Below are 25,444 nucleotides of genomic sequence, written 5' to 3' on the forward strand. Positions count from 1 at the left end.
TATTACCCGGTATTTATTAGACCTTAACCTCAATCGGCTTTACGGAACCTGCTTTCAAAGCTGCTCTGTACTCATAGGGCGACAGATCATAAATGCTGCCATGTATGCGATTTTGGTTGTATTCTTGAATGAATTCACTCACAATTTCATAGGCCTGCGGATACGTTTCAAATTCATTGCGCTGGTAGCACTCTTGTTTAAGGATTGCATGAAACGCTTCAATATGTGCATTTTTGTTCGGTGTCTTTGGAGGAATGCGCTCATGTGTCATTTTGAACTCCGCACAAGCCTCTTCGAAGCGGTGGCTTATAAACTGTGGGCCGTTATCTGAGCGAGTGATCGGCTTGGCCTCTTGACTGAAGAGCTGTCGCTTCATGAGCGCTTCCTGTGTGATCTGCACGAGATCTTTTGCTTCACAGGTCAAGCCAATGTGGTAGGAAATGATCGTCCGGTCAAACACGTCAATAATGCACATCAGGAAGAAGAAGCGTTGTTCGCCGGCAATCCAGCCATACTTAATGTCCGTCTCTCACAGCTCATTGGACGTGGTTAAGACGCGGTTATTCGCGAATCGTCTCGGATGCTTCAACTTTAACTGCCGCTGTGGACGAAGCACCTCGAGATGCTTACACAGCCGGTAAACCTTCTTTTTGTTTATTACCAGCTCATGTCTGCGTCTAAGCAGTACTGTTAGCTTTCGATAGCCGTAGACCGATCCTTCTCCGGACAGGAACTCCATAATCCATTCCTGAATCTGTTCGTCACTTACTGGTTTCCCAACTTGTGTATACGATAAACCAGGTACGGGACGGCCTTTTCTGTGGATTGCGCCTTGCTGGTGGCTCGACTTTGGAAGATGTGCATAATACGTCGATCGTTCCACTTCCAGCACACGCAGCACCTGACATACCGAGTGTCCTTCACCGATGTATTTCTGAGCAATCTCTATTTTATCCTTAAGTGAGGGTTCGTTTTTTTTAGTAGGTCTTTGAGAATCTCACGCTCCAGTGCTTACTCGGCATAGAGTTTCTTCATGCGCTCGAGTTCTTTCTCAAGCTGGGCGTAATCTTCTGCTGTTGGTACGTACTTTGGTTGTTTTTTACCATCACCATCTAATTGATCTATGTCCTTGCGTTTCAACTCTCTGGCCCAACGCAACACCATCTTGGGATCCAGCTCATGCTGCCGGGCCACCGCTGTCATGTTCCCGTTCTCAAGCCCTTTACTCACTATGCTTTTCTTGAAGTTTAGATCGTACTGATTTCTCATCATCCTGTTCCCCTCCGGCTACTTTTATTGTATCGGAATAAGGGGTTGACTGTCCAAGTTCAAAAAGGGGCTAAAGAGGATGAATTGATGAAGGAAGATATATGGGAGTGATCCAAGAATTGAATGTAATACCAGTTTTTCTTGATGGAGCCACATCGAGAAGACATTGGTGAGTTATGATGAACGTGAAACAGCTCCGTATTTGCTGAGAATCGTAGGTTAAAATGGAAAGTAAGGAAACCAACCATTTCAGAGCTACTAAGCAAAAGGAGCTGTTAGTATGCAGTCTACCACAAAATTCATTGGTTTAGATGTCTCAAAGGAAAAAATTGCTGTTGCTGTTGCTGAAGCAGGTCGAGAAGAGCCCAGATGGTACGGTACGATTCCACATACCGCTTAGGCGCTTCGAAAATTGATTAAACAACTGGGAGATAAAGAAACGCTGGCCTTTTGTTATGAAGCCGGACCAACCGGCTATGAAGCCTATCGGTGGATTACGTCGATGGGGGCACAATGTTGTGTAATCGCACCTACACTGATTCCCAAGCGTGCAGGGGATCGCATTAAAACGGATCGCCGTGATGCGCTGCAGTTGGCGCGGCTATTTCGTGCCGGGGAGCTGACATCTATTTACGTCCCAACTCGTGAGGATGAAGCACTGCGCGATCTGATTCGAGCACGATCTGATGCAAGGGAGGACTTACATCGTGCCAGACAGCGATTAATCAAGTTTTTGTTGCGTCACCAAATCCATCCTCCCGTCACGATCAAACGACGCTGGACGCAGAAGTACCGGAATTGGCTGGACACGCTCAAGTTTGAAACGCAACCCGCCCATCAAGCCATGTGGAAAGAATACAAATATGCTGTCCATGAGGCTGAACAACGGCAGAAACGACTGGAGTCTGCCATCATGGAAGAAGCGTCGAAAGGAGCAAAAGCGTCGGTCATTCATGTCTTGCAATCGTTACGTGGAATTGCCCTGTTAACCGCCGTTACGATTGCGGCAGAAATTGGAAGTTTCGAGCGATTCCGATCTCCTGCGCAACTGATGGCGTATCTGGGATTGGTGCCCCGGGAGCACTCCTCGGGTCAAACTGTACGGCGGGGATCAATGACAAAAGCAGGGAATTCCCACTTACGCAGAGCCATCGTTGAAGCTTCCTGGAGTTACCGTTATAGCCCAGCCGTCAAAGGAGAATTAGCAGAACGACTGGATGGACAGTCCGCCGAAGTTCAAGCAATATCGTGGAAAGCGCAAGAACGCCTACATGGCAAGTATAAGCGGTTGGTTTATGGGAAAGGAAGGCCTGCGAATGTAGCAATCGGCGCTGTAGCACGGGAACTGACAGGATTCATCTGGGCCGTTGCGCGCACATTAGAGGATGCTTGAATGTTAGAGGAAGCGAAGCCCCCTTCCGTCCCCCGCTGGGGGATACGCAGGAGGCGTTGCCCCCTGCACTCCCACACTCGCCGTGTGGCGTCTCACCCGCAAAACGGGGTGAGGGAATTGAAAGTGTCGGTAAAATTAATCCACTTGTCAAGGAGTTCGCTTGACAAGCTCCCGTTAGAGCATTGAACCCGAAGGCAAAGGACAGGTATAAGGGAGAACCCGCGGTTTGACGCTGCATCAGGATGAAATCTTTCCTGAAATGCGAAGTGAGTTAGCGGCAGCCCCTTTGACGTAGGCTTACCATGTGGTACCCAACCCACGGATAGCAGTGTGCCAACCGTCGCTCACATTTTGCCTTCGTGCTCAGTGCTCTAGCAGATCAAATACGGGGACTTGACAAGTCACGTTCATAGCAGCGTCAAATAGCCCCCACCTAGCAGTCAGATGGGAGCGAATGTATGATGGATAAAGATTAGGTGAGGCGACAAGAGTCCGGAAGCGACGGGGACCACGGCATAAAGGGCTCCAGTGCCTGAGGATCCAACGGATTGGCAAGCTGCGGCAGTTGCTCGAACAGGTACATGAGTTACCGGAACGGATGCAGCCCGTTTTCTTTCGCCGTCTCGATCACGCTGTAGATCGCTGCGCTGGCCGCAGCACCTCTGGGCGTGTTGGCGAACAGCCAATTTTTACGCCCGATCACAAACGGCTTGATTGAACGCTCGCTGCGGTTGTTATCGATCCCCAGCCGCCCGTCCTTCAGGAATGCCGTAAGCTTTTCCCATTGGTTCAAGCTGTAAGCAATCGCCTGGCCGATCAGGCTTTTTGGCATCGTCCGGGATTTTTGTTGGCGCAGCCACGCATAGTAAGCATCCAGCACCGGACGGCTTCGCTCTGCGCGTGCCTGGTGACGTTCTTCCGGCGCTGCTTTCAGCGCTTCATCATATTTGCGCCGCGCATGCGCCCAGCACCCCACCAGCGTGACGCCCGTCACCTTGTGGTAACCCGGATAACCATCGACATGCAGATAGCCGTTGAAGCCCGAGAGGAAGTTCCGCGGATGCTCCCCGCCTCGCGTCCGCTGGTAGTCATAGACCACGGCGGGCTGTGCGTCACGCCCTGTCCGATACAACCACAAATACGAGGCGGATTCTGCCGACTTCCCCGGCTCTCGCAGCACCTGCAACGTCGTCTCGTCCGCATGCAGCATATCTTGCTTCAGCAAGTACGCCTTCATTACCGCCACTACCGGTATCAGCCACTGCTCCGCGCCGTAGATCATCCAGTTTGCCATCGTTTGCCTCGACAGGATGTACCCTAAGCGGGCAAACTGCTGCTCTTGCCGATGCAGCGGCAGGCTGTCCACGTATTTCTGGCACATCACATACGCCAAAATGGACGGCGAGGCCAGACTGCCCGGATACACCGGTTTGGGCATCGGCGCGGTGATGATTGGCGTCTGCAGTTCGTTACGTTCACAGTGGCGACAGGCGTACACCTGCCGCACATGCCGAATGACCTTCACTTGCGGAGGCACGATGCCGATTTCGCTGCGCGTTTCCGTACTCATTTCATGTAGTGATCCGCCGCAGCACTGGCAGATTTGCTCTCCTTCTTTCAGCGTGTACGTCACCGTTTCAACCTGCAGTTTGGACAGATCCGCCTCGCGCTTGCCGTTTGTTTTGCGGCGTTCGTAGGTGACCTTCTCCATTTCAGGTTCTTGCCCCTGGGGCGTGGCCAGCACTTCGGCCTCATTAAACAGGTTCAGTTCCAGTTGATCCGGATGTGTCTTCTCGCTGGAAGCGCCGAAGCGCTTCTGCTGCGCCAGACGAAACTGCTCCTCGTACCATTTGAGTTTGGCCGACAGTTCGGCATTTTGTTGTTCCAGCCTGGCATTTTGCTGCTGGAGTTGTTCCAGAGTAAGGGATTCCGCTTCTGTTTTCATAGCTGTACATTTCGACAGCCAGTTGCCCATATCCTGCTACGGTTTACCCCATGTTTCAGATCACCGCTTCTGGCGATACGACAGGATGGGCGTGCCGCTGCTTGAGCGACAGGCCATCAAGAAGCCAGCGTAGTTCCCGCTGCGTCAGGCAGAGCGGAGCAGATCCGTCCGAGGGCCACTGAAACGTTCCCCGTTCCAGACGGTGGTAGTAAAGCCAGAAGCCGGCATGATCCCATTGCAGGATTTTGAGTTTGTCGCGTTTCCGATTGCAAAACACAAATAGCGCCGTGGAGAAAGGATTCAGCGCAAACTGTTCTTGGACGACCGCCGCCAGGCCATCGATCGATTTGCGCAAGTCGGTATAGCCGCAGGCAAAATAAACCTGCGAAGCAGCAGCCGGATTCAGCATTCAGGCACCAGCGCGGCTACCACATCGCGGAGCAGATGCGGATCGAAGCCCGGGCGCACGGCAATGCGAGCGGAACCGACCTGTATCCATAAACGGTCGTTTTCCGGCTCCGGGGCTGTGACGGCCACGGCACGGAAGGTCGCAGAAGATGCCGCCCGGGAATGCGGTCTCTGGGCTTTGTACAGCCAATATTTTAACTGATGCACCGTCAGGTTCTGCCCCGCACATCAGGTCTTCATCGTTTGCCCGCTTTCCTGATAGGCCGCAATGCGCTTCGTCCATATTTCCTGCAACGTCTCTTCCATCATAAGTCCATCCTCTCCAGGTATGATGGATTCATTGTGACAGGCTTTGTTTCCTATGAACAGGTGTGCTGGGTTTGACGCTTACAGACATTGAGTAATTTGGATAGCGGTAATCTCCCATAAGGGTACAAGACAAAGTGTTGGCCGCTTTAGAAAAAGCTTTAGACAAAAATATTTTTAAAAATAATCCCACCCACATTGGGTGGGAAAATCAGATTTAAGTTTTAGGTCTGTAAAAAATCATGTAACCTTAACCGGGAAAAATGCATACTTTTTATTATAGACAACCCTATGGAGCTACAAAATGCGTCTTGTTCATTCAACACATTTACGTGAATATTATCGTCGTGTAGTTGGAGGCTCTATTTCATGCTTATACGAGAACATACGTTTATTACATCCTAAGGGGAAGTATTAACCTGGTATAATTTGAGGTGCCTAATCTTTTATACTATGAAGGCTTCCCGCGGCAGCTGTTTTTTTGCTACTCCACTCCACGAACAAAGTAGGTTACTTATCCGCCTATTTCAAGTTAGGTTTGAAATTCCAACTTTCAAGATGGCAATTAGACAATTTTTCTGGAAACCCCTAAAAACCCTAAGATCGCCTGATTGTCGATAATGTTTAATCAATATCGTTTTTGCCTTCGCATCTTCATACCCAAGTATTTCAAGTTCCCTTAAGATATCCCTAATATCATCTCTGATAGTCTCCTCTTTTGATTAACTGACTGGCTCCAAAGCTAATTCCCACTTTATTCATCACACTTTTATATGATAACATCTATATAAAGACAAAATTCGTCAGTATTCAAAGAGGTGATCTCGTTGTTTGATATTCTTTTGATGAAATATAAGCAAATTAATAGAGAAAGAAAAAATTTGGAGATCTATTGAAGTGTGAATTTCATATACATACACCAGCATCTTATGATTATAAATTAGTACCAGGGAAAGAATATAAAAACCTGACAAGTATTGATGTGGTTCATATAGCTAATCAATTAGGATATTTTGATGAAGAACAGACGAGCCATTTTGTACAAGAAATATCGGCCGGTTATTATGATACTGACGAATACAAAGTGTTATTAAAAAATACACCTTATCAATCGATTAAAGAATATATCACCTATAAGCTGATTGCACATAAACTGTATTTATCAGGTGTAGAGATTGCGGTTATCTCAGATCACAATACGATTAATGGATATTTCAAATTGAAACACTCACTTGAAGAGTATTTTAAGGAACGTATAAAAGGTAAAGATGAAAATAGGAAAATCATAAATTTGTTACTTGGTATTGAGATTTCTTGTTCTGAACAGTTACATTTAGTCGGTATATTTGACGAAAAATATTTATCAAAAGTACAAAAGTTAGTGGACAATAATATAATTTCTGAAGAAAAAGGCACCTATGAAACAAGTCTTTCTATGATGGGTAAAATCCATGAAATCGGTGGAATAGGGTATATTGCACATATTAACTCTGCTGAGATAAATACTTCAGGATTGTATAAACATACGCTTTTTAACTTGCCTTATATGAATGTTATTGGAGTTACTAATAAACGGTGTATAAACAGAGAATTAGAACGTTTAAAATCATTTGACATAGTGGATCCAGAAGAAAAATATTGTTTTATTTTTGAAGGTGATGCTCATACAATCAATCAACTAGGATTAAATAACACTTGGATTAAAATGAGTGATGTGAGTTTTAATTCTTTGAGAAAGGCCTTTCTGAATCATAAGTTTTGTGTATTCATCGATAAACCATCTATCACAAATAAATTTATCAAAGGAATCTTAATTGAACCTGGTTCGGATGGATATCTTCGTGGTAAAAATGACAGTTCATTTTTAGCGGATTTTTCAAGCGATTTGAATTGCATAATAGGAGGTAGGGGTACCGGGAAAAGCACTCTTCTTAGTATCTTGGAAATTATTTTTACATTAGAAACTGACTCTGATAAAAAGCTGCGCTTTATTTGTAAAAATAAGATGATCTATGTTCTCTTTGTATATGATGATAAAGAATATATGCTTCGATTTATTCCGCAAGTTGAAGAGGCTGCCCGTTATTCAAGCGGGAGACAGTTTTATTCATCTAAGGCATTTGTTCAGTATTATCCGAATCAGGGTTTAATTAAGTTAGAACATCATTGGGTAAATCTTTACGAAGTAATTAATCAGACGGATGTGATTTCATTTAATGAAATCAGTCAAGAAGAAAAGTTGTTAATAATGAGTGGTTTTTACAGAAAGAGCTATTCTATAAATAATATTATTAACCAAATAAACTCTGATGATATTGGAACATTCATTCGAGAGGTTGTCTTTAATGGATTGCCATTCCCTGAGAAAGATCGGGTTTTAAAATCGATTGCTAGTATTAATAGAATGCACCTCAAAAAGTTTCTTGCCACTGAACTACCTAGTTTAAAATCCAGTATGTTAACGAGGGAATCTTTTATTGATGAAAAGATAGGCTTGTTCAATACTAACTATAGTAATCAGCTTCAAATTATCTATTCCCCAAAAGAGAAAAATCACGCGTATTACCTTGATGATTTAACAGCTCATTTTATAAGTAACTCTTATCTTCCTAAAATAAATATTACTTGGGGTGATATTGAACGTTTTATTCAAACTCAAGTGGAACAAGTGGGGCTTATAGATTTTTTAATCTTAATAATGAGTGACCAATTCAGGAAACTAGAACAAGTTGTTTCTATTTTAAAATTTTCCTCAAGTGAAGAAAGAAATTTTGATGACGTCGATGAGGAAATAAGGCAACTGACATCGAGTGATATTCCGTTTGTTTATAAACGTATTAAGGACAAGCTTGTCGAGAACAAATTAAATCTAGAACTTTGCTTAGGTAAATACTTTGAAATTATTGATGATTTTACACTCCAATTCAACGTTAATTCGAGAGAATCAGTAAACTCAATTGGAGTAAATATGAAGGACATCAGCTTATTATCCCTAGGTCAGAAAGTGGTCGCAATTCTAACTTTTCTTTTTGAATATGGTAAATTTACTGCCGATAACACACCTTTAATCATTGACCAACCAGAGGATAATCTTGATAACCAGTATATTTATAAAAATCTTGTTAACAGCTTACGACAAATAAAAAACAACAGACAAATAATTGTTGTTACACACAGTTCGACAATAGTAACCAATGCGGATGCAGAACAGGTAATAGTGTTAGAATCCAATAATGCACACGGATAAACCCCCGTATTATGGACAACGCACCTCTTATTCGATTTCACTCTTAGCATTGCTCTGAATTGCATCGGTTTACGCTGAATTAGACCTTTATCTGCTTTGGCGTAACAGTTCTTTGCTTAACGGCCTCCATGTATTCGTACGGAGATAAGTCGTAGATGCTGCCGTGGATTCGAATGCGATTATAATCCTGGATAAACTGACTGACGATTTCATAGGCCTGTGGATATGTCTCAAATTCATGGCGGCGATAACACTCTGCTTCCAGAATGGAGTGAAACGATTCAATGTGCGCGTTCTTGTTCGGCGTCTTTGGCGGTATACGCTCGTGGATCAGTTTGAACGCTGCGCACGCCTCTTCAAACCGATGGCTAATGAACTGTGGGCCGTTGTCTGAGCGGATGACAGGCATGCTCGCTTGGTCAAAGCATTGACGCTTCATCAGAGCTTCCTGTGTGATCTGGACGAGATGCCGTGCCTCGCAGGTTAATCCGATATGATAGGTGATAATGGCCCGATCAAACACATCGATGATGCTCATCAAGAAGAAAAATCGCTGCTCGCCATGAAGCCAACCATACTTAATATCTGTTTCCCAAAGCTGATTGGAGCCTGTAATAACGCGATTGTTAGCCAGTCGTTTGGGATACTTGATCTTGAGCTGTCGCTGTGGACGAAGCACATCCATTCGCTTGCAAAGGCGGTAAACCTTCTTCTTATTGATCCTTAGTCCATGGCGTCTTCTGAGCAACACGGTCAGCTTACGGTAGCCGTAAGACGAGCCTTCGCCAGCCAGAAGTTCCATTAACCATTCGCAGATTTGCTCGTCGCTAACCGGCTCGCCATCTTGTGTATACGATAGGCCAGGCACCGGACGACCGCCGCTGTGGGTAGATGCTGGCAGCGCTTGTAGCCTTCGATTCACATAAGCGTAGTAAGTGGATCGCTCCACTTCAAGCACACGAAGGACAAAACTAATGCTGTGCCCAAGCGCAATATACTTCTGGGCAATCTCTATTTTATCCGCAAGTGCGGGTTCGTTTTTTTTAGTAGGTCTTTGAGAATATCCCTCTCTAGGGCTTGCTCCGCATAGAGCTTCTTGAGCTTTTCATTCTCTTTTTCCAGTTGTGCATAATCCTCAGCTGTTGGAACGAACTTTGATTGCTTGACGCTTGTCCCATCCAACTCATCGAGATCCTTACGATTCAGTTCTCTGGCCCATCGGAGCACCATCTTCGGATCCAGATCGTGTTGCCTTGCTACGGCGGTCATATTGCCAATCTCTTTCCCTTTGGCTACCACCATCTTCTTGAAATTCAGATCATACTGCTTCTTCTTCATTTCGTTCCCCTCCGCCTTAATATTATTGTATCGGAGTAAGGGGTGTACTGTCCAAATTCATTTGGGGGCTAAAAAGCACATGGATGGATTGAAAAAAGTGGTTATCCTAGTAATAAGACTATAATGAAACATATTATCAATTACTTAGAAGGTGGAGAACCTTCATTTAAACACAAAATGAATATGTACAAAACAATTATTCATAAATTGGATGCCTAAAAAGACAAGGATCGTTGAATATTACAACGATCCTTGTCTTTTATATAGCTCTAAAGCCCCGAAATTACCTTTGAGTCTTTTCTCTTAATCCACTAGAATGTGAATGAAGTAAAGTGGAGGGATGAAAGATGCAGAGAAAAAGTTACAGCATAGAATTTAAACAGCAGCTCATCCAAGAGGCGCTTGAAGTGGGAAATGCCAGTCAGGTCGCAAGACGCCATGGAATTGACGGTAAAATGTAATGCTCCCCGTTGTCAAGACACAATTTCGGAAAAAATAAGTTATGTCCTCCTTCGATTGTAGTGGGGGAGCGGACGCGATCAAGCGGTCCGCGCATACACTTCATCCGGCTTGGCATAACCCAACGACTGGTGCGGACGCTGGGTATGGTAAAAGCGTAGATAGGCCGTAATGGCTTTACGAAGCGCCCGAGGGTCTTCGTACTCGTTCAAATAGATCTCCTCGTATTTGAGCGAACGAAAGAAGCGTTCCGTACGGCTGTTGTCTCGCGCTCGGCCCTTACCATCCATAGACACTTTTACCTGGTGCTTCACCAATAAATCCAAGTAATCCGGATTCGTAAAATGACTGCCCTGATCGCTGTTTATGATCTCGGGCTGACAGCGCCCCAGCGCCCGTTTCAGGCACGTCAGGACGAAAGCCTTCTCCAATGTGCTGGAGAGCTCGTAATCGATGATTTTGCGGCTGTACCAGTCGATAATCGCAAAGAGATACATAAAGCCTTTGCCCATCCGCAAATACGTAATATCAATTCCCCAGACCTGGTTCGGACGATCAATGGCCAAGCCGCGCAGAAGGTAGGGCCGAATATACTGGGCATGATATCGTTTGCTTAAGTTCGGTCCCGGATAGATCACTTCAATTCCCATCAGGCGCATCAGCCGCTGGATGCGTTTGCGGTTCACGGCCCATCCCTGTTCCCGCAATTTGCTTGTCATCCGCCGATAGCCGAAATACGGATGCTTCGTGTACAACTTGTCGATCTCATGCATCAGTTGTACGTTCTCCGGCGCTTCCTGCCGCACATCCCGCCGCCGATACACGTTCGTACGATGGATCCCCAGCAACTCTGCTTGGCGCTTGATGCTGATCTCCCGGTTATCCCGTTCCACCATGGCTTGCCGATCTCTTGTCGATGTCTTAGAGACCAGATTTTTTTTTGAGCCAATTGACTTCTAGCGTCAGTTGGCCGACCAGTTTCTCCAGTTGCTCTTGCTTGTCCTCATAGTTCCTTTTGATCTTCTCGGCTTCCTTTGTTTCCCGGCCGAACACCATGGAGGCTCGCTCCAGAAACTCTGCCTTCCACCGGCTCAACATGACTGGGCTGAGTTCGTACTTCCCTGCGATCTCATTCACCGTCTGCTCTTCTCTCAGCACTTCCAGGACGACCTTCGTCTTAAACTCTGCGGTATATCGGTTTCGTTTCTCCATGGCTTCAGTATAACTTATTTATCGCCTCCCTGTGTCTCACCCTATGGGTTCATTGTAGACGTCCATTCCCAGGGTTTTCCTTTAACCAACAACAACGCCCTATCAGTGACGAGCAAATCAAAGAATGGCTAATGGAGCTTATTGCTGGGGAAGAGTCAACGTACGGTTATCGAAAATTAACCGTATGCCTCAAACGGCAGTATGGATTGATCATTAACATGGAACATGAACGGATTCCGCCGAAAACACCGAATAAAAATGCTCACATTGAGGCTTTTCACGCCATCTTGGAACAAGACTGTCTCTCCAGGCATGAGTTTGAGAGTTACCAAGATGCATACCATGTCGTTTCCAATTACCTCTTGTTTTACAATCAGCGACGAATACATGGCAGTTTATATGATCTATCCCCAGAGGAATTTTTTCAAGCTGTTCTTCAACAAACCGTAAAGCCGCTCGTGATTAAGGTGTAGCTGTAGATAAGTTTACGAATCTCTGGGGGATACTTGAAAAAGGTAGAGAGTTCGTCACAATTATTGCGCCAGGAGCGGATAATAAGGGGGTATTTGCTACCCCAGATCTCCTCAAAGCGATCCAACTCTAACCAGGCAGCTTCTTCGGTTGTCGCCTTGTAAATCGGCTTCAGATCAGCCGTTACCTTCTTTAAATCCTTGTAAGAGACGTAACGGGTAGAGTTGCGGATTTGGTGGATGATGCACTTTTGGATCCCCGTGTTCGGATAGCAGGCGGAAATGGCCTGGGAGAAGCCCGTCAGATTATCCACACAAGTGATGAGAATGTCTTGAACGCCACGATTACGCAGGTCGTTCAAAACGCTAAGCCAGAACTTCGAGGACTCGTTCTCACCAATCCACATGCCCAGCACGTCTTTATTTCCGTCTAAATCAATGCCGATGACCATGTAGGCAGCCTTGTTCACAATGGCGCCATCTTGCTTTACTTTGTAGTGAATCGCGTCCATAAAGACGACGGCATAAATACTTTGCAGCGGCCGATTCTGCCATTCTTTAATGAGAGGGACAATTTTGTTTGTCACATTCGAGATCATCGTTGGCGAGACGTCAATTCCGTACAGATGGTTAAGATGATCCTGAATATCCCGTGTGCTGACACCCTTAGCGTACATGGCGATGATTTGGTCCTCAATGCCGGTCACAGTGGACTGATGCTTCTTGACGATAACAAGCTCAAATTCACCATTACGGTCACGTGGCATGTTAATCTCCACGTCGCCATATTCGCTCGTAACGGTCTTTTTAGACTTGCCGTTGCGGCTGTTAGTCGTTGTTTTGCTCTTCACATCATGCTTTTCATAACCAAGCTCTGTATCGAGCTCAGCTTCCAGCATGGACTGCAATGTCTCTGCAAACAGCTCTTTCAGGGCAGACTGCACGTCGTCCATCGTCTTGAGGTTGTTCTCCTTTACAAACGCCTCACTTGTTCCTTACTGAATCTAGCCATAGGTGCCATCCTCTCAAACCAGCCTTTTTCTTATTGTATTATATTTTCGGTTTGAGAGTTTACACAGAATATTTTACAGACTCTATCGGTTTAACCCCGCAAATTTAGAGTCTTATACCCTTATTCTAGCGAATGCGTAGTTTTTTATTGATTTTACGTCGTAGCCGCCCTTGACACGGAGCCTCTGCGGGCATGATTTCTCGCGATAGGGCGATGTAGGGAAGCAAGCATCGCGAGGCTAGCAACCTACCATGCCCACCCCTCCATGTAAAAGTAAACTTATCTACACGACCAATATGATCGAAAGCTACCACAGACAGCTTCGTAAGGTAACTGTAACCGTCAAGCCCTTTTGAACAATTATTGCTAAGTAATATTGAACAGTTTTAGCTTGCGAAAATAGTCTGCCGGTACTTCAGACGATAGCTGTCGCCACTTAATTGGATGACCTCGCTCTTATGCAAGATCCGATCCAGGATCGCAGTGGTGATCGCCTGATCTCCCAACAGTTCACCCCAATCCTCCGGCCCTTTGTTTGAGGTGAGGATGATTGAAGTTTGACCGTACAGCTTATTCACAAACTGAAAAAACAAATTTGCTTCATTCCGGTCCATGGCCATGAACATCAAGTCATCCAATATGACCAGATCAGAGTTATGAATACGCCGGAGCTTATGCTGGGACGATCGGGAAATCTCTTGTGTCTTCAGTAAGTGAATTAAGCCATCCATCGGCACGAAGCTCACTTTGCAGCCGTTATGTAATGCCTCTACGCCCAATCCGATGGCGATGTGCGTTTTCCCTACCCCGGGAGGCCCGAGCAAGATGAGATTGTAATTCTGCTCAAGCCATAGAAGTTCCCGTAGTTGCTGAAATTGGCGTTTGCTTATGGATGGTTGTTCTTCCAAACGAAACTCATCCAGCGTCTTCACTTCAGGGAAGGACGCCCATTTATAACGTCTGGCGAGTTGCTTTTCTTCTCGTCGGACTAATTCATAACGGAGCAGCCGTTGCAAAAACTCACTGCATGTCCATTGGTGTTCTTCAGCCTCCATTAAGCTTTCATCAATGATCTGGGCCGCTTCCGTGAGGTTGAGTGTTTTTAAGCTTTGTTTCAGGTGTGTTATGGTCTCGTTCATGTTTAGCCTCCTCTCAAAATGCGCCGGTAGATCTCCACATCACGAATTTGAGGCTTGGCTTTCCATTTGGCCGGATCCACTCCGCTCAGCTGTGTAACATGGCTTCGATCCGATGACGTTTTTTCGCAAGAATTTGAGAAGTGGTTCACGGCATCAGCAAAATCCACGGCTCTGTATAATCGGTTGGCCACACAGTAACGGAGAGCCTGATCCACGGATTCTTGAAATGCCTGATCCAGCGTTTTTTGAATGAGTTGGAGCTGATCACGGGTATACCGCGGATGCAGCCGGCGAATCTCTTCCAGATAAGATGAAGCCAGATCAGGATCAGGAAACTGTCTCCTCACACTTTCAAAGTAAGCAGCAATGCCCTTCTGGCGATCTCGCCGGTGATTCGTGTTCTGGATGAGCTGGCCCCGCCTCTGTGAGCGTTCATGTTCAGCGATGATTTCACCGGTATCCACATCGTGGATTTGAAGCGTGGACTCATTGACCCGGATCCCAACTTCTTTCGAGGTGCCATCATACGTCCCGAGGGGAACGGAATACCGACTCCCTTCATACCAAATGGTGTTGTCCTTCCGCACAGTCCTTGTTATACTCGTACTAGGAGTTTGCATTTTTTCTGGGACCGGGCGAAGATGTTGCTTCTCAAGGGCGAACACTTCGGCTGGTATTTTTTTGGTCGTATGATGGATCAGCGCATTCCCTGTCCGGTCTAACCAAGCCAAGCAGTCCTCATTCAACTTATCCACGCTGATGAAGATCCGATGGCGTGCAAAATTTCGTTTGACGTATTTCACGACATTTTCGATGCGACCTTTGCTCTCGGGGTCTTGTTTTCGGCACATGTGGACATGAAAGCCTCGATGACGCACATAGACCGCAAATTCGTGGGTCAGGATTAGATTCCCGTAATTTTCACTGACGAGCAGCAGATGATCCTGATCATAAACGATTTCTTTCGTCATTCCGCCATAATATGCAAAAGCTAATTCATGAGCATCGATCACATCCTTCGTTACAAATGGCCGATCTTGCCAATGAACGAATTTCTGCCTGGAATGGGAGAGAACGAACGTCATGAACCAGCACTTGACTAGATTCCCTTGAAGGTTCTTCATTTTCGTCTCCCCGAAGTCCACCTGCATTTGTTCACCCATTGGAGGATCGGGAATGGCTTCATACTGCCTTTGCTGTACCCTCTTTGGGATCCCGTACATCTTCCGCATCATCCGGACATAGCTTCTCACGGTACTTTCCCCAACTTCAATGTCTGGATGGTGCTCTTTTAGCCAATCCCATATTTGAGCGGCAGAGAGGTCGGGGTACTCCCTCAACCACTGAATGATTCGCTGCTCATAGGGGTCTAATTTCTTTTTCCTGGTCTCCATACCTTCCATGAATTGTTTGAATTCATCTGGATTCATGCTCAAGTACTTATACACCGTGTTCCTCGAAACATTTAGTTTTCTAGCAATTTGTGAGATCCTTAATCCTTTCTCTTTCATCTGATGAATGGAGAAAAACATATGCCACCTTTCTAAGCGCTTCATACTCTTCCTCACCCATGATGATTATTCTAAGATGAATGATAGTTAGGGGAGGAAGGAGCGTAAAGTGTTCATTATTATCTAGCGATTTCTGATGTCTATATTCTAGCGGTTACAGTAACCAAGGGAAAGAGTATTTTCCCAACCGATGAAGCCCTGCTTAAGATGCTGTACCTGGCGACAATGGACGTTACCCGCAAATGGACGGGACGTGTGCAGAACTGGGGACAAATGCTCCTCCAGCTGTCTGTTTTCTTCCCCGACCGGATCGGTCATTATTTGCGTTAGTATTTTGCTTCAAGAGGGTTTACACAAAATACTGGACAGACCCTTTATATATAAGTGAATAAATTGAACTCAATTAAGTTACCATGTGGTTTTATATTATAAACTTCTATAAATGGTAGTGTTGGTAAGTGGATATCTACACTATCGTAAGCTAGGAGGCTTATAGGAGAGTACGTGTCAATATTTTTTGTGTACTCTCCCTTTTCCGAGTCTAGTAAGTGAGCCGCGGCTTAATTTGGAACCTCCGGCAGGCATGTTGTCCTTGCGAATGGGTGAATAGCTAAAGACTATTCGCACCGGCATCCAGCCTATCATGCCCCCCCTCCAAGTAAAGCCGCTTTTAGCGTCCATGAATGCGTTCTGGATAATATACCGTGAGTTGCAGCCAAATCTGTCCCTAGTGAGAGTGTATACAACCGTATACCGATAGAATTCCGAAGAGATTTTTCGAGAATAATGAAACAAATATTGACAATTTATACTGAATTAAGAGATTCTATTGTTAGATAGATTACTTATTGAAGGGCGGATGGAAAATGAATTTTACACATTATGATTTAGGAACACTTAATGGCGGAGCGACTGTTGAAGTAACGCTTTCCGGGAATGCTGCAAATGTTCTCCTACTTGATAGCTCTAATTTTAATAATTATCGTAATGGTAGGCAGTATAAATACTATGGCGGTCATTTTACAAGATCACCAGTCAGAATTAATGTCCCTCACACAGGTCATTGGCATGTGGCAGTCGATTTAGGTGGTTATAGAGGATCTGTGAAATCGTCTGTTCGTATTCTGAATTAATCCAAAAGAAAATAGTTGTTTAATAGTTCACGTACACAAATAGGAGATCTGAAAAAGCTGGAACATTCAAAGGGTACCGCAGTCAGTTGAAAGCTGACTGCGGTACCCCCAGACTGTTGAGAAAGTCTCAACAGTCTTTCTATTTACTAATAATTTATCACGACACCGCGGTAATGTGGTATAATATAGGCAATGATATGATTAAGCAGAAAGCGCGGTGTTTCTCATGTTGTATACACATCAACCTAATCCTCAGTTGAACTACGAATTGGTATGTATTGAACATATGGTTCCTGAAGATCACTTGCTGCGGCACATTCATAAACATATGGACTTCTCATTTATCACGGAAAAAGTACGCCCTTACTACAGTGAAACGCACGGACGCCCTTCCATCGATCCTGTGATGTTCTTCAAAATGCTGTTCATCGGTTACCTGTATGGCATTCGTTCGGAGCGCCAACTCGAGCAGGAGTATAACTTGAATGTGGCATATCGTTGGTTTCTGGGCATCGGTCTCTCCAAAAAAGCACCAGATCATAGCACCATCAGTTGGAACCGAAAACATCGCTTCGAGGGAACTACGGTGTTCCAGGATCTCTTTGACGAAGTGGTCCGTATAGCCAAAGAAAACCGTATGGTAGCGGGCCGTGTCCTCATCACCGACTCTACTCACCTAAAAGCAAATGCCAATAAGCGCAAACATAACGTTCAAGTAGTGGAACGTTCACCACAGGAATACATCGAGGAGCTGGAAAAAGCCATCGAAGAAGATCGGCGGAACCTCGGAAAAAAGCCGTTGAAAGACCGGGAGGAGGTGCTACAGACCAAGGAAATTAAGGTTAGCACGACCGATCCGGAGAGCGGCTACATGGTTCGCGATGGCAAGCCGGAAGGATTCTTCTATTTGGATCATCGCACAGTTGATCACAAGTTTAACATCATTACGGACGTCCATATTACGGCCGGCAATGTTCACGACTCTGTCCCCTATGTCGAGCGGCTTAAGCATCAGGTCGAGAAGTTTGGCTTTACCGAATCCCTTGAAGCCGTTGCACTTGATTCCGGCTATCTAACGCCTCACATTTGCAAAGAACTACAACAAATGAAGGTATTCGCAGTCATTGGCGGACGAGCATACACGCCAGTCAAAGGACTCATGAAAAAATGGCAGTTTAAGTTCGACGCTGAAAGAAATGTATATGTCTGTCCGGCCAAACACGAACTCAAGTATTCTACAACGAACCGGGAAGGCTACCGGGAATACAAATCGAACCCGAAACATTGCAAGGATTGCCCGCTGCTGGAGAAGTGCACCCGCGCCAAGAACAAGCAGAAAGTCATCACCCGGCATGTATGGGAAGATAGTAAAGAGTGGGTTCGGCTGAACCGGCTCAGCCGATCCGGTAAGTATTTGTACCGCCTCCGATACCAAACCATTGAGCGAAGCTTCGCGGATGCCAAAGAGCTCCACGGGCTTCGCTATTGCCGGTTCCGCGGCAAGGAGAAAGTCCAGGAACAAGCCCTGATGACTGCCACCGTACAGAACATAAAAAAGATCGCCCTCCACCTGGCCAAGAAGGCAAAGTAGAGGGCGATTGATGTTTCAGAGGACGAAAGAATATTTAAATACGTCCTCTCGTCACGTATCTTTTGAATTCAGAAGCAAAAAAAACCACTTTTCTCAACGATCTGAGGGTACCGCAGTCAGTTGAAAGCTGACTGCGGTACCCCTTTCGTAATTCAATTTGGCTGAATGCGCTTTAAAGGATGAATGTGATAAACTATCGGATTACTAACCCCAGACTAATGGGATCAGTGATAATTAAAGCTGTAAGGAATTATTAAAGTTAGTTGATGGATATTCCAAATTAGGTCAGTATTAACGATATAATGGAGGAGGCTCTACCAAGCTCATAGCAACGTTTGTGAAATACTTTATAGGCAGCTAACATAAGGGAGAAGATCATCATAAAGCTATTAGGTTTTGATATCTTTGTAGATTAAGGGAAGGGGATGATTAATAAAATATGGCAACTATAGATACATACAGAAGTAATATTATGCGAAAAAAGAAAGACGTAGCAAAACTCCTATCGGATAGAGCTAATGAAGCGAAGAAAATATCAAGCCATACAAAGAAAATACTATCAGCAAAACAGGCTATTTCTCGAACAAAATCATTGTCAACTTTAAAGTCTAAATCTGGAGAGATAGATCGTGCAGAAAAAGCTTTAGCTAGTATAGAGAAGAGGTTAGCGGAAATAGACGGCAAAATTGCCAAAAAGAATAAAGAGATTGCTGATGAGGAACGTAAGTTGATACAAGCAGAGGAACGTGAAGGAAAGATAAGGTTGCAGGAGGCGGAAAGACAAATGAAAAGGGTGGATGATACACTTGGGCAGCATAGTGAATTGCATTTGCAAACACAGCAAACATTATTGCAATTACAAAGCATACCTGAAAAAATATCGGTTCTCTTTATGGCATCCAATCCTATTAATGTGCCACCGTTGAGATTGGATGAAGAAGCGAGAGAGATTGGAGAGATGATAAGAAAATCGGAACATAGGGATTCGGTTTCTTTTGTTACAAAGTGGGCGGTTAGACCGCAAGATGTATTGCAAGCAATTAATGAGGAGAACCCTACAATAATACATTTCAGTGGTCATGGCTCAGATGAAGACGAAATAGTTTTCCAAAATCCTCAGGGTAAGGCAAAATTGGTTTCAAAAGAAGCAATTGTTCAGACGATGATGAGTTCTTCAGATACAATCAGGCTAGTATTTTTCAATACATGTTTTTCTTATGGACAAGCACAGGCAGTGATAGAGCATGTTGATGCAGCGATTGGTATGAATACTTCAATAGGGGATGAGGCAGCAAGGGTCTTTGCTGCACAATTCTATTCGTCCATTGGGTTTGGTCGATCACTCAAAACAGCGTTTGAACAAGCAAGGGCAGCTCTTATGTTGGAAGATATTCCAGAGGAAAATACGCCAGAGCTTTATGTTAAAGAAGGACTAGATGCAAGTGAAATCATTATCGTTCGACCATAAAATTATTAATTGGTTCAGAATGACAACAAAAATCGCAATATAGAATTCTCATTCTGAGTTTATACTATCTTTCTTTATGTAACTATTAAAAATACTTGCCAAAGGAAGAGGAGGGGGATGTCACGGGCAACGAAAAAGGATCTGCTCATCGCTGACGGGATGCTGCTTATGATCCAAGGAAAAGCCGGGAATTGGTCTTCCGCCGATATACAGTCGCTCTTGCTTGGTTATAGTCTCAAGTAGTGGTGTAAATTTAAAGGCTCCATATTGACAAAGGAAGCCACGATGTGATTTCTACTAAAGTGACGCCAATCAACTTTAGAAGGAGGAATCCATCGTGACTTCTATCAACAGAATGTCACTTTTGGAGCTGTTGCGCAAGAGTGGAATGGATCAAGATGTAGACTTTTTGAAAGAAGGATTGCAGCTATTGGCGCAAGCCCTGGTGGAGGCGGAAGTCACCCAGCAGATTGGGGCGGATCGCTACGAACGCAGCGGGGAACGAACGACTCAGCGCAACGGGTTTCGGACTCGTGAATGGGACACCCGCGTCGGTACCTTAGATCTGCAGGCTGTCCACGTATTTCTGGCACATCACATACGCCAAAATGGACGGCGAGGCCAGACTGCCCGGATACACCGGTTTGGGCATCGGCGCGGTGATGATTGGCGTCTGCAGTTCGTTACGTTCACAGTGGCGACAGGCGTACACCTGCCGCACATGCCGAATGACCTTCACTTGCGGAGGCACGATGCCGATTTCGCTGCGCGTTTCCGTACTCATTTCATGTAGTGATCCGCCGCAGCACTGGCAGATTTGCTCTCCTTCTTCCAGCGTGTACGTCACCGTTTCAACCTGCAGTTTGGACAGATCCGCCTCGCGCTTGCCGTTTGTTTTGCGGCGTTCGTAGGTGACCTTCTCCATTTCAGGTTCTTGCCCCTGGGGCGTGGCCAGCACTTCGGCCTCATTAAACAGGTTCAGTTCCAGTTGATCCGGATGTGTCTTCTCGCTGGAAGCGCCGAAGCGCTTCTGCTGCGCCAGACGAAACTGCTCCTCGTACCATTTGAGTTTGGCCGACAGTTCGGCATTTTGTTGTTCCAGCCTGGCATTTTGCTGCTGGAGTTGTTCCAGAGTAAGGGATTCCGCTTCTGTTTTCATAGCTGTACATTTCGACAGCCAGTTGCCCATATCCTGCTACGGTTTACCCCATGTTTCAGATCGCCGCTTCTGGCGATACGACAGGATGGGCGTGCCGCTGCTTGAGCGACAGGCCATCAAGAAGCCAGCGTAGTTCCCGCTGCGTCAGGCAGAGCGGAGCAGATCCGTCCGAGGGCCACTGAAACGTTCCCCGTTCCAGACGGTGGTAGTAAAGCCAGAAGCCGGCATGATCCCATTGCAGGATTTTGAGTTTGTCGCGTTTCCGATTGCAAAACACAAATAGCGCCGTGGAGAAAGGATTCAGCGCAAACTGTTCTTGGACGACCGCCGCCAGGCCATCGATCGATTTGCGCAAGTCGGTATAGCCGCAGGCAAAATAAACCTGCGAAGCAGCAGCCGGATTCAGCATTCAGGCACCAGCGCGGCTACCACATCGCGGAGCAGATGCGGATCGAAGCCCGGGCGCACGGCAATGCGAGCGGAACCGACCTGTATCCATAAACGGTCGTTTTCCGGCTCCGGGGCTGTGACGGCCACGGCACGGAAGGTCGCAGAAGATGCCGCCCGGGAATGCGGTCTCTGGGCTTTGTACAGCCAATATTTTAACTGATGCACCGTCAGGTTCTGCCCCGCACACCAGGTCTTCATCGTTTGCCCGCTTTCCTGATAGGCCGCAATGCGCTTCGTCCATATTTCCTGCAACGTCTCTTCCATCATAAGTCCATCCTCTCCAGGTATGATGGATTCATTGTGACAGGCTTTGCTTCCTATGAACAGGTTTGCTGGGTTTGACGCTTACGAATAAAAATAATGGATGAAATCGTGAGTCCGTCTGGTATTTTGTGAAGAAGCACGGCAATAAAGACCGTAATTCCCAAACGAAAATCGACCTCAAAACTGGCTGCGATCGACAACCCGTCAAAAAATGTGTGGATGAGCATACCGGTCATCGCGCCGACTGCCGTACTTTTTTCGTGCTGTGAAGCATGCGTTTCCTCGCCGAAGTGAAAATGACCGGCGACATATTGCTGGAAAAAGTAAATCGCCAGTACACCGATCAGGATGAAAATCGGGCTTGAGGAATCATGCTCCAAAGATTCCGGAATAAAATCCAAAATGGCGATAGCGATCAAAAGTCTTGCGCTTAAAGCCATCAAAGCATTCAGACCGCTACGCGACCAATCACGTTTTAACACAAAAACGAGACCGCCGATCACATTGGCGGCCGCCGCCAGAAATACATAAAGCAAACTGCCCCAATTCAGCACAACCACCCCGATCTACTCCTGCAAGCTCTGACTCGATGCCTTATCCGCTCTGGATGCCCGGAGCGTGTCAATCATGACCATAATAACCCCTGTCGTGATGAAGACATCCGCCATGTTAAATACCGGATAATTGATAAATGTTAACTCAAGCATGTCCACGACTTCGCCATGCAGAGAGCGATCTACAAAATTACCCAATGCCCCTCCAAAAATCAGCACTAATGCATAAGCGAGGAATTTTTTCCCGCGATAGATTTTGCGCAAGTAGATGATAATACCAATAAGCACGATGGCAGTCACCAAGATAAAAAACAGCCGCTGGTTTTGCAAGATACCAAACGCGGCACCCCGATTTCGAATGGATGTCAGTTGGATAAAACCCGGAATCAGCGGTATCTTTTGACCGATATCCATATAAGTCGCAACACTCCATTTGATCAATTGATCAACGGCAAAGGCGATAATGGCCACAACATAGTAACGAAGCACAACACACTTCCTTTCAAAGTAAAGAGTCAGGGGTATCACCCCTAACTCAACATGAATGTTCTAGCCTTTTCCTTTATTCTTTGACTCTCATTAGTCGTAGACCGTTTAACGCAACCAGGAGCGTTGCCCCCATATCGGAAAGGATGGCAATCCAAAGCGTTAACCAACCCGGGATGACGAGCAGTAAAGCAATCAATTTAATAGCAAGTGCAAAGGTGATGTTTTGCTTGATGATATTTAAAGCTTTGCGGCTTAGTTTTATCGCGAATGGAAGTTTTCTTAGATCGTCCCCCATTAAAGCAACGTCTGCCGTTTCCAGTGCGGTATCTGTACCGGCTCCACCCATGGCGATCCCAACTGTAGAAGCCGCTAGTGCAGGCGCATCATTGACACCATCGCCAACCATGGCTACGTTGCCGTAATCGGCTCTCAACTGTTTAATAAAGTCTAATTTATCCTGCGGCATCAGTTCAGCCTGAACATCCGATACGCCAACATGTCCGGCGATCGCATTTGCAGTACCCTTGTTATCACCGGTGAGCATAATGGTTTTTTTGATGCCAAGTTGATGTAACTTTTGAATGATTTCCTTACTGGATTCACGCACTTCATCGGCTACCGCAATAACCGCGAGAATTTCTTTGTCCGTTCCGACGACCATAGCCGTTTTGCCTTTGTTTTGCAGTGTGGTAACCAGTTGCTCTTGTTCGTTACTAAAATGAGCAGTAGCTAATTCTTTAAAGAGTTTGGGATTACCAATATAATAGCTTGTTCCGTTTACCGTACCCTTAATTCCTTTACCGGTGATGGAAGAAAAATCAGCAACCATGACGTCAGAATAAGAAATATTCGCTTCTTCTGCTTTTCTCATGATGGCCGAAGCAAGCGGATGTTGGGAACGATACTCTAAAGCTGTGATGATCGACAACAACTCGGTTTCATTTGTCTTCTTGCTAAACACGTTGAAATCCGTTACAACCGGTACCCCTTTTGTGAGCGTACCGGTTTTATCAAATGCAATGGCCTTTAAGGCACCCATTTCTTCGAGGTAAATACCGCCTTTCACAAGAACGCCATTTTTTGCTGCATTTCCGATCGCTGACACAATGGAAATCGGCGTGGAAATAACGAGTGCACAAGGACAACCAACAACAAGAACAGATAATCCTTGATAAACCCAGGTGGCCCAACTGCCATCAAAGAAAAGCGGAGGAATAACCGCAACTAAAGCGGCAACCACCATAATGATCGGTGTGTAGTATTTAGCAAACTTATCGACAAACGCTTGCGATGGGGCACGTTCTCCCTGAGCTTCCTCAACCAAGTGAATAATCTTTGCAATGGTCGTATCATCGACCAGCTTAGTTACTTTGACTTCAAGCAAGCCTTCTTCATTTAAAGTTCCGGCAAAAACGTCATCATCAATCGTTTTGCCAACGGGAACGGACTCACCGGTAATCGCTGCCTGATTGACGGCAGAGTTGCCACTGACAACCACACCGTCCATGGCAATCTTTTGACCGGGTTTGACAATCATGATATCGCCAACGGTGATGTCATCGACATTGACCACCATTTCTTGCCCATTTCGTCTAACAAGTGCTTCTTTTGGTGCGATGTCCATTAACGAACGAATGGATTGTCTTGCCCGGTCCATGGAGAATCGTTCTAACGCTTCACTGATTGCAAAGAGAATAACAATTATCGCACCTTCCGCCCATTCCCCAATAATCGCAGCTCCGATAATGGCCACAGTCATGAGCGTCTTCATATCAAATTCAAATCGCATCAAGTTCTGAAAACCAACTTTAAAGAGCGAGAATCCCCCGATCACAATGGAAGCTGCAAATAACAGAGAAGTGATCAGGTTTTCTTCTCCATTTACATATTGAGAAAGATAACCGAAAACGATTATTAAGACTGCATTCAATAACGTGCTGTGCTTTTTATAAAATGGTTCTTTCGTGCCTTTGTGTACCTCTTGTTTAGCTTCCCGCATCGGTTTTACGGGGGTCACTTTTAGATTTTCAAACGCACCGGCTTTCTCCAGTTCTTGAATTGTGGCATCGCCATAAACAGCAATTTTAGAAGCACCAAAATTCACTTTGGCATCCCGAACTCCCGGAAGCTGCTTCACATTATTTTCAAACTTTCCGGCACAATTCGCGCATGTGAATCCTTCAACGCGGTATACGTTTTTGTTCTCTAATGGTTCAGCCACTTTACTCAACGTCAACAACCTCCTTTTGATGCTCAATGGCGAGCCTTATCATTTGTTTGAGCTGCTCATCCTCCAATGAATAGAAAACAAGCTTTCCTTCTTTCCGATACTTGGCAATCCCCATGTTCCGTAGCAGCCGTAAATGATGGGAAGCCGTCGCCATGGTGGAGCCGATGATATTGGCCACATCGCAGACGCATAACTCATCCTCATCGCACAGTGCATAGGCAACCTTTAGCCGCGTATGGTCCGCAAGCACCTTAAATATTTGAGCCATATCCTGAAAATCATTTTTGCTTAGCTTTTCCTTAACCCGATTGACCTTATGCTCGTCATAACAAAAGATCTCGCATGTATCTTGGTTCTTCATCAAATCACCTCAATCTAACAATTATTTGATTATCAT

23 protein-coding genes and 6 pseudogenes are annotated in these 25,444 nt (G+C 45.6%); 10 read left to right on the forward strand and 19 right to left on the reverse strand.

All coding sequences use genetic code 11. The features are described from left to right. Window positions 1–16: 16 nt before the first annotated feature. The 3 genes from EXW96_RS18635 to EXW96_RS18645 all read right to left on the reverse strand — a co-directional run bounded on the left by EXW96_RS18635 (window position 17) and on the right by EXW96_RS18645 (window position 1,272). Window positions 17–520: an integrase core domain-containing protein gene (locus EXW96_RS18635; RefSeq protein ID WP_141336059.1), complete on the reverse strand. Its 504-nt coding sequence runs from the start codon at window positions 518–520 to the stop codon at window positions 17–19. Between the two features lie 9 nt (window positions 521–529). Continuing rightward, a complete protein-coding gene (locus tag EXW96_RS18640; protein ID WP_217437416.1) occupies window positions 530–892 on the reverse strand; it encodes an IS3 family transposase in 363 nt (120 codons plus the stop codon). A 119-nt stretch (window positions 893–1,011) separates the two neighbouring features. Beyond that, window positions 1,012–1,272 (reverse strand): transposase, encoded by a 261-nt coding sequence (locus tag EXW96_RS18645; RefSeq protein ID WP_174351137.1) that lies wholly within the window; start codon window positions 1,270–1,272, stop codon window positions 1,012–1,014. 409 nt (window positions 1,273–1,681) lie between these two features. Between EXW96_RS18645 and EXW96_RS18650 the strand changes: the two genes are divergently transcribed. Next, a complete protein-coding gene (locus tag EXW96_RS18650; RefSeq protein ID WP_230876288.1) occupies window positions 1,682–2,662 on the forward strand; it encodes an IS110 family RNA-guided transposase in 981 nt (326 codons plus the stop codon). 472 nt (window positions 2,663–3,134) lie between these two features. Here EXW96_RS18650 and tnpC read toward each other — a convergent pair. The 3 genes and pseudogenes from tnpC to EXW96_RS18665 form a co-directional block, all read right to left on the reverse strand. Then, window positions 3,135–4,607 (reverse strand): annotated as a pseudogene (gene tnpC, locus EXW96_RS18655) (IS66 family transposase). Between the two features lie 55 nt (window positions 4,608–4,662). Next, a complete protein-coding gene (tnpB, locus tag EXW96_RS18660; RefSeq protein ID WP_174351138.1) occupies window positions 4,663–5,016 on the reverse strand; it encodes an IS66 family insertion sequence element accessory protein TnpB in 354 nt (117 codons plus the stop codon). Further along, the gene (locus tag EXW96_RS18665; protein WP_174351139.1) at window positions 5,010–5,222 is read right to left on the reverse strand and encodes a hypothetical protein; all 213 of its coding nucleotides are present in this window, start codon (window positions 5,220–5,222) and stop codon (window positions 5,010–5,012) included. Before EXW96_RS18665 ends, tnpB (EXW96_RS18660) begins: the two co-directional genes overlap by 7 nt. A gap of 982 nt (window positions 5,223–6,204) precedes the next feature. Here EXW96_RS18665 and EXW96_RS18670 point away from each other — a divergent pair. Next, a pseudogene (locus EXW96_RS18670) lies at window positions 6,205–8,568 on the forward strand (Spaf_1101 family AAA-like ATPase); the annotation flags it as partial. Between the two features lie 79 nt (window positions 8,569–8,647). Here the strand turns inward: EXW96_RS18670 and EXW96_RS18675 are convergent. Both EXW96_RS18675 and EXW96_RS18680 read right to left on the reverse strand, forming a co-directional pair. Beyond that, a complete protein-coding gene (locus EXW96_RS18675; protein ID WP_309225157.1) occupies window positions 8,648–9,583 on the reverse strand; it encodes an IS3 family transposase in 936 nt (311 codons plus the stop codon). Then, window positions 9,580–9,906: a transposase gene (locus EXW96_RS18680; protein ID WP_155615424.1), complete on the reverse strand. Its 327-nt coding sequence runs from the start codon at window positions 9,904–9,906 to the stop codon at window positions 9,580–9,582. Before EXW96_RS18680 ends, EXW96_RS18675 begins: the two co-directional genes overlap by 4 nt. A gap of 347 nt (window positions 9,907–10,253) precedes the next feature. Here EXW96_RS18680 and EXW96_RS18685 point away from each other — a divergent pair, with 347 nt between their 5' ends. Beyond that, window positions 10,254–10,367 (forward strand): transposase, encoded by a 114-nt coding sequence (locus EXW96_RS18685; RefSeq protein WP_141336769.1) that lies wholly within the window; start codon window positions 10,254–10,256, stop codon window positions 10,365–10,367. 78 nt (window positions 10,368–10,445) lie between these two features. On the opposite strand, the gene EXW96_RS18690 is transcribed toward EXW96_RS18685, so the two are convergent. Next, a protein-coding gene (locus EXW96_RS18690) for an IS3 family transposase (RefSeq protein WP_181410291.1) occupies window positions 10,446–11,577 on the reverse strand; the annotation gives its coding sequence in 2 pieces (ribosomal slippage) (window positions 10,446–11,307 and window positions 11,306–11,577; 1,134 coding nt in all). A gap of 218 nt (window positions 11,578–11,795) precedes the next feature. On the opposite strand from EXW96_RS18690, the gene EXW96_RS28650 reads away from it, so the two are divergent. Next, window positions 11,796–12,050, forward strand: coding sequence for an integrase core domain-containing protein (locus EXW96_RS28650; protein WP_181410290.1), 255 nt, complete (start codon window positions 11,796–11,798; stop codon window positions 12,048–12,050). Here EXW96_RS28650 and EXW96_RS18700 read toward each other — a convergent pair. The 3 genes and pseudogenes from EXW96_RS18700 to istA all read right to left on the reverse strand — a co-directional run. Next, window positions 12,032–13,059, reverse strand: a pseudogene (locus EXW96_RS18700) (IS256 family transposase); the annotation flags it as partial. The gene EXW96_RS28650 and the pseudogene EXW96_RS18700 overlap by 19 nt on opposite strands. A gap of 386 nt (window positions 13,060–13,445) precedes the next feature. Then, on the reverse strand, window positions 13,446–14,198 hold the full coding sequence (istB, locus tag EXW96_RS18705) for an IS21-like element helper ATPase IstB (protein ID WP_027092891.1): 753 nt from the start codon (window positions 14,196–14,198) through the stop codon (window positions 13,446–13,448). A 2-nt stretch (window positions 14,199–14,200) separates the two neighbouring features. Then, window positions 14,201–15,754 carry an IS21 family transposase gene (istA, locus tag EXW96_RS18710; protein ID WP_035156031.1) on the reverse strand — a complete coding sequence of 518 codons (1,554 nt, stop codon included), beginning with the start codon at window positions 15,752–15,754 and terminating at the stop codon, window positions 14,201–14,203. A gap of 114 nt (window positions 15,755–15,868) precedes the next feature. Between istA and EXW96_RS27725 the strand changes: the two are divergent. From EXW96_RS27725 to EXW96_RS28655, 6 genes and pseudogenes are all read left to right on the forward strand, one after another. Next, window positions 15,869–16,039 (forward strand): annotated as a pseudogene (locus EXW96_RS27725) (IS256 family transposase); the annotation flags it as partial. A 536-nt stretch (window positions 16,040–16,575) separates the two neighbouring features. Next, on the forward strand, window positions 16,576–16,842 hold the full coding sequence (locus EXW96_RS18715; protein WP_141336766.1) for a DUF1883 domain-containing protein: 267 nt from the start codon (window positions 16,576–16,578) through the stop codon (window positions 16,840–16,842). Window positions 16,843–17,068: 226 nt separating this feature from the next. Next, window positions 17,069–18,433, forward strand: coding sequence for an IS1182 family transposase (locus tag EXW96_RS18720; RefSeq protein ID WP_174351143.1), 1,365 nt, complete (start codon window positions 17,069–17,071; stop codon window positions 18,431–18,433). Between the two features lie 439 nt (window positions 18,434–18,872). Beyond that, on the forward strand, window positions 18,873–19,901 hold the full coding sequence (locus tag EXW96_RS18725; RefSeq protein ID WP_141336765.1) for a CHAT domain-containing protein: 1,029 nt from the start codon (window positions 18,873–18,875) through the stop codon (window positions 19,899–19,901). Between the two features lie 117 nt (window positions 19,902–20,018). Further along, the gene (locus EXW96_RS28110) at window positions 20,019–20,144 is read left to right on the forward strand and encodes a hypothetical protein (protein ID WP_258313561.1); all 126 of its coding nucleotides are present in this window, start codon (window positions 20,019–20,021) and stop codon (window positions 20,142–20,144) included. 112 nt (window positions 20,145–20,256) lie between these two features. Further along, window positions 20,257–20,469, forward strand: a pseudogene (locus EXW96_RS28655) (transposase); the annotation flags it as partial. A 3-nt stretch (window positions 20,470–20,472) separates the two neighbouring features. Here EXW96_RS28655 and EXW96_RS18735 read toward each other — a convergent pair. The 7 genes and pseudogenes from EXW96_RS18735 to EXW96_RS18765 all read right to left on the reverse strand — a co-directional run. Next, window positions 20,473–21,060, reverse strand: a pseudogene (locus EXW96_RS18735) (IS66 family transposase zinc-finger binding domain-containing protein); the annotation flags it as partial. Window positions 21,061–21,115: 55 nt separating this feature from the next. Next, the gene (gene tnpB / locus EXW96_RS18740; protein ID WP_155615423.1) at window positions 21,116–21,469 is read right to left on the reverse strand and encodes an IS66 family insertion sequence element accessory protein TnpB; all 354 of its coding nucleotides are present in this window, start codon (window positions 21,467–21,469) and stop codon (window positions 21,116–21,118) included. Beyond that, the gene (tnpA, locus tag EXW96_RS18745) at window positions 21,463–21,777 is read right to left on the reverse strand and encodes an IS66 family insertion sequence element accessory protein TnpA (protein WP_141336828.1); all 315 of its coding nucleotides are present in this window, start codon (window positions 21,775–21,777) and stop codon (window positions 21,463–21,465) included. Before tnpA ends, tnpB (EXW96_RS18740) begins: the two co-directional genes overlap by 7 nt. Window positions 21,778–21,827: 50 nt before the next feature. Next, a complete protein-coding gene (locus tag EXW96_RS18750) occupies window positions 21,828–22,334 on the reverse strand; it encodes a ZIP family metal transporter (RefSeq protein WP_258313518.1) in 507 nt (168 codons plus the stop codon). Window positions 22,335–22,340: 6 nt separating this feature from the next. After that, window positions 22,341–22,817 (reverse strand): signal peptidase II, encoded by a 477-nt coding sequence (lspA, locus tag EXW96_RS18755; protein ID WP_141336349.1) that lies wholly within the window; start codon window positions 22,815–22,817, stop codon window positions 22,341–22,343. Between the two features lie 73 nt (window positions 22,818–22,890). Continuing rightward, window positions 22,891–25,047, reverse strand: a complete 2,157-nt coding sequence (locus EXW96_RS18760) for a heavy metal translocating P-type ATPase (protein WP_141336350.1) — start codon at window positions 25,045–25,047, stop codon at window positions 22,891–22,893. Next, a complete protein-coding gene (locus EXW96_RS18765; protein ID WP_141336351.1) occupies window positions 25,040–25,408 on the reverse strand; it encodes an ArsR/SmtB family transcription factor in 369 nt (122 codons plus the stop codon). Before EXW96_RS18765 ends, EXW96_RS18760 begins: the two co-directional genes overlap by 8 nt. Between the last annotated feature and the right edge of the window lie 36 nt (window positions 25,409–25,444).

This window comes from Paenibacillus sp. JMULE4 (assembly GCF_013337105.1).
Lineage (GTDB): Bacteria > Bacillota > Bacilli > Paenibacillales > NBRC-103111 > Paenibacillus_G > Paenibacillus_G naphthalenovorans.

Excerpts from the sequence above, each read along its gene's own strand:
- EXW96_RS18645 (WP_174351137.1), bottom strand. The coding sequence starts at position 1,272 with ATGATGAGAAATCAGTACGATCTAAACTTCAAGAAAAGCATAGTGAGT.
- tnpB (WP_174351138.1), bottom strand. The coding sequence starts at position 5,016 with ATGCTGAATCCGGCTGCTGCTTCGCAGGTTTATTTTGCCTGCGGCTAT.
- EXW96_RS18680 (WP_155615424.1), bottom strand. The coding sequence starts at position 9,906 with ATGAAGAAGAAGCAGTATGATCTGAATTTCAAGAAGATGGTGGTAGCC.
- EXW96_RS18685 (WP_141336769.1), top strand. The coding sequence starts at position 10,254 with ATGCAGAGAAAAAGTTACAGCATAGAATTTAAACAGCAGCTCATCCAA.
- EXW96_RS28650 (WP_181410290.1), top strand. The coding sequence starts at position 11,796 with ATGGAACATGAACGGATTCCGCCGAAAACACCGAATAAAAATGCTCAC.
- istB (WP_027092891.1), bottom strand. The coding sequence starts at position 14,198 with ATGAACGAGACCATAACACACCTGAAACAAAGCTTAAAAACACTCAAC.
- istA (WP_035156031.1), bottom strand. The coding sequence starts at position 15,754 with ATGAAGCGCTTAGAAAGGTGGCATATGTTTTTCTCCATTCATCAGATG.
- EXW96_RS18715 (WP_141336766.1), top strand. The coding sequence starts at position 16,576 with ATGAATTTTACACATTATGATTTAGGAACACTTAATGGCGGAGCGACT.
- EXW96_RS18720 (WP_174351143.1), top strand. The coding sequence starts at position 17,069 with ATGTTGTATACACATCAACCTAATCCTCAGTTGAACTACGAATTGGTA.
- EXW96_RS18725 (WP_141336765.1), top strand. The coding sequence starts at position 18,873 with ATGGCAACTATAGATACATACAGAAGTAATATTATGCGAAAAAAGAAA.
- EXW96_RS28110 (WP_258313561.1), top strand. The coding sequence starts at position 20,019 with ATGTCACGGGCAACGAAAAAGGATCTGCTCATCGCTGACGGGATGCTG.
- tnpB (WP_155615423.1), bottom strand. The coding sequence starts at position 21,469 with ATGCTGAATCCGGCTGCTGCTTCGCAGGTTTATTTTGCCTGCGGCTAT.
- tnpA (WP_141336828.1), bottom strand. The coding sequence starts at position 21,777 with ATGATGGAAGAGACGTTGCAGGAAATATGGACGAAGCGCATTGCGGCC.
- EXW96_RS18765 (WP_141336351.1), bottom strand. The coding sequence starts at position 25,408 with ATGAAGAACCAAGATACATGCGAGATCTTTTGTTATGACGAGCATAAG.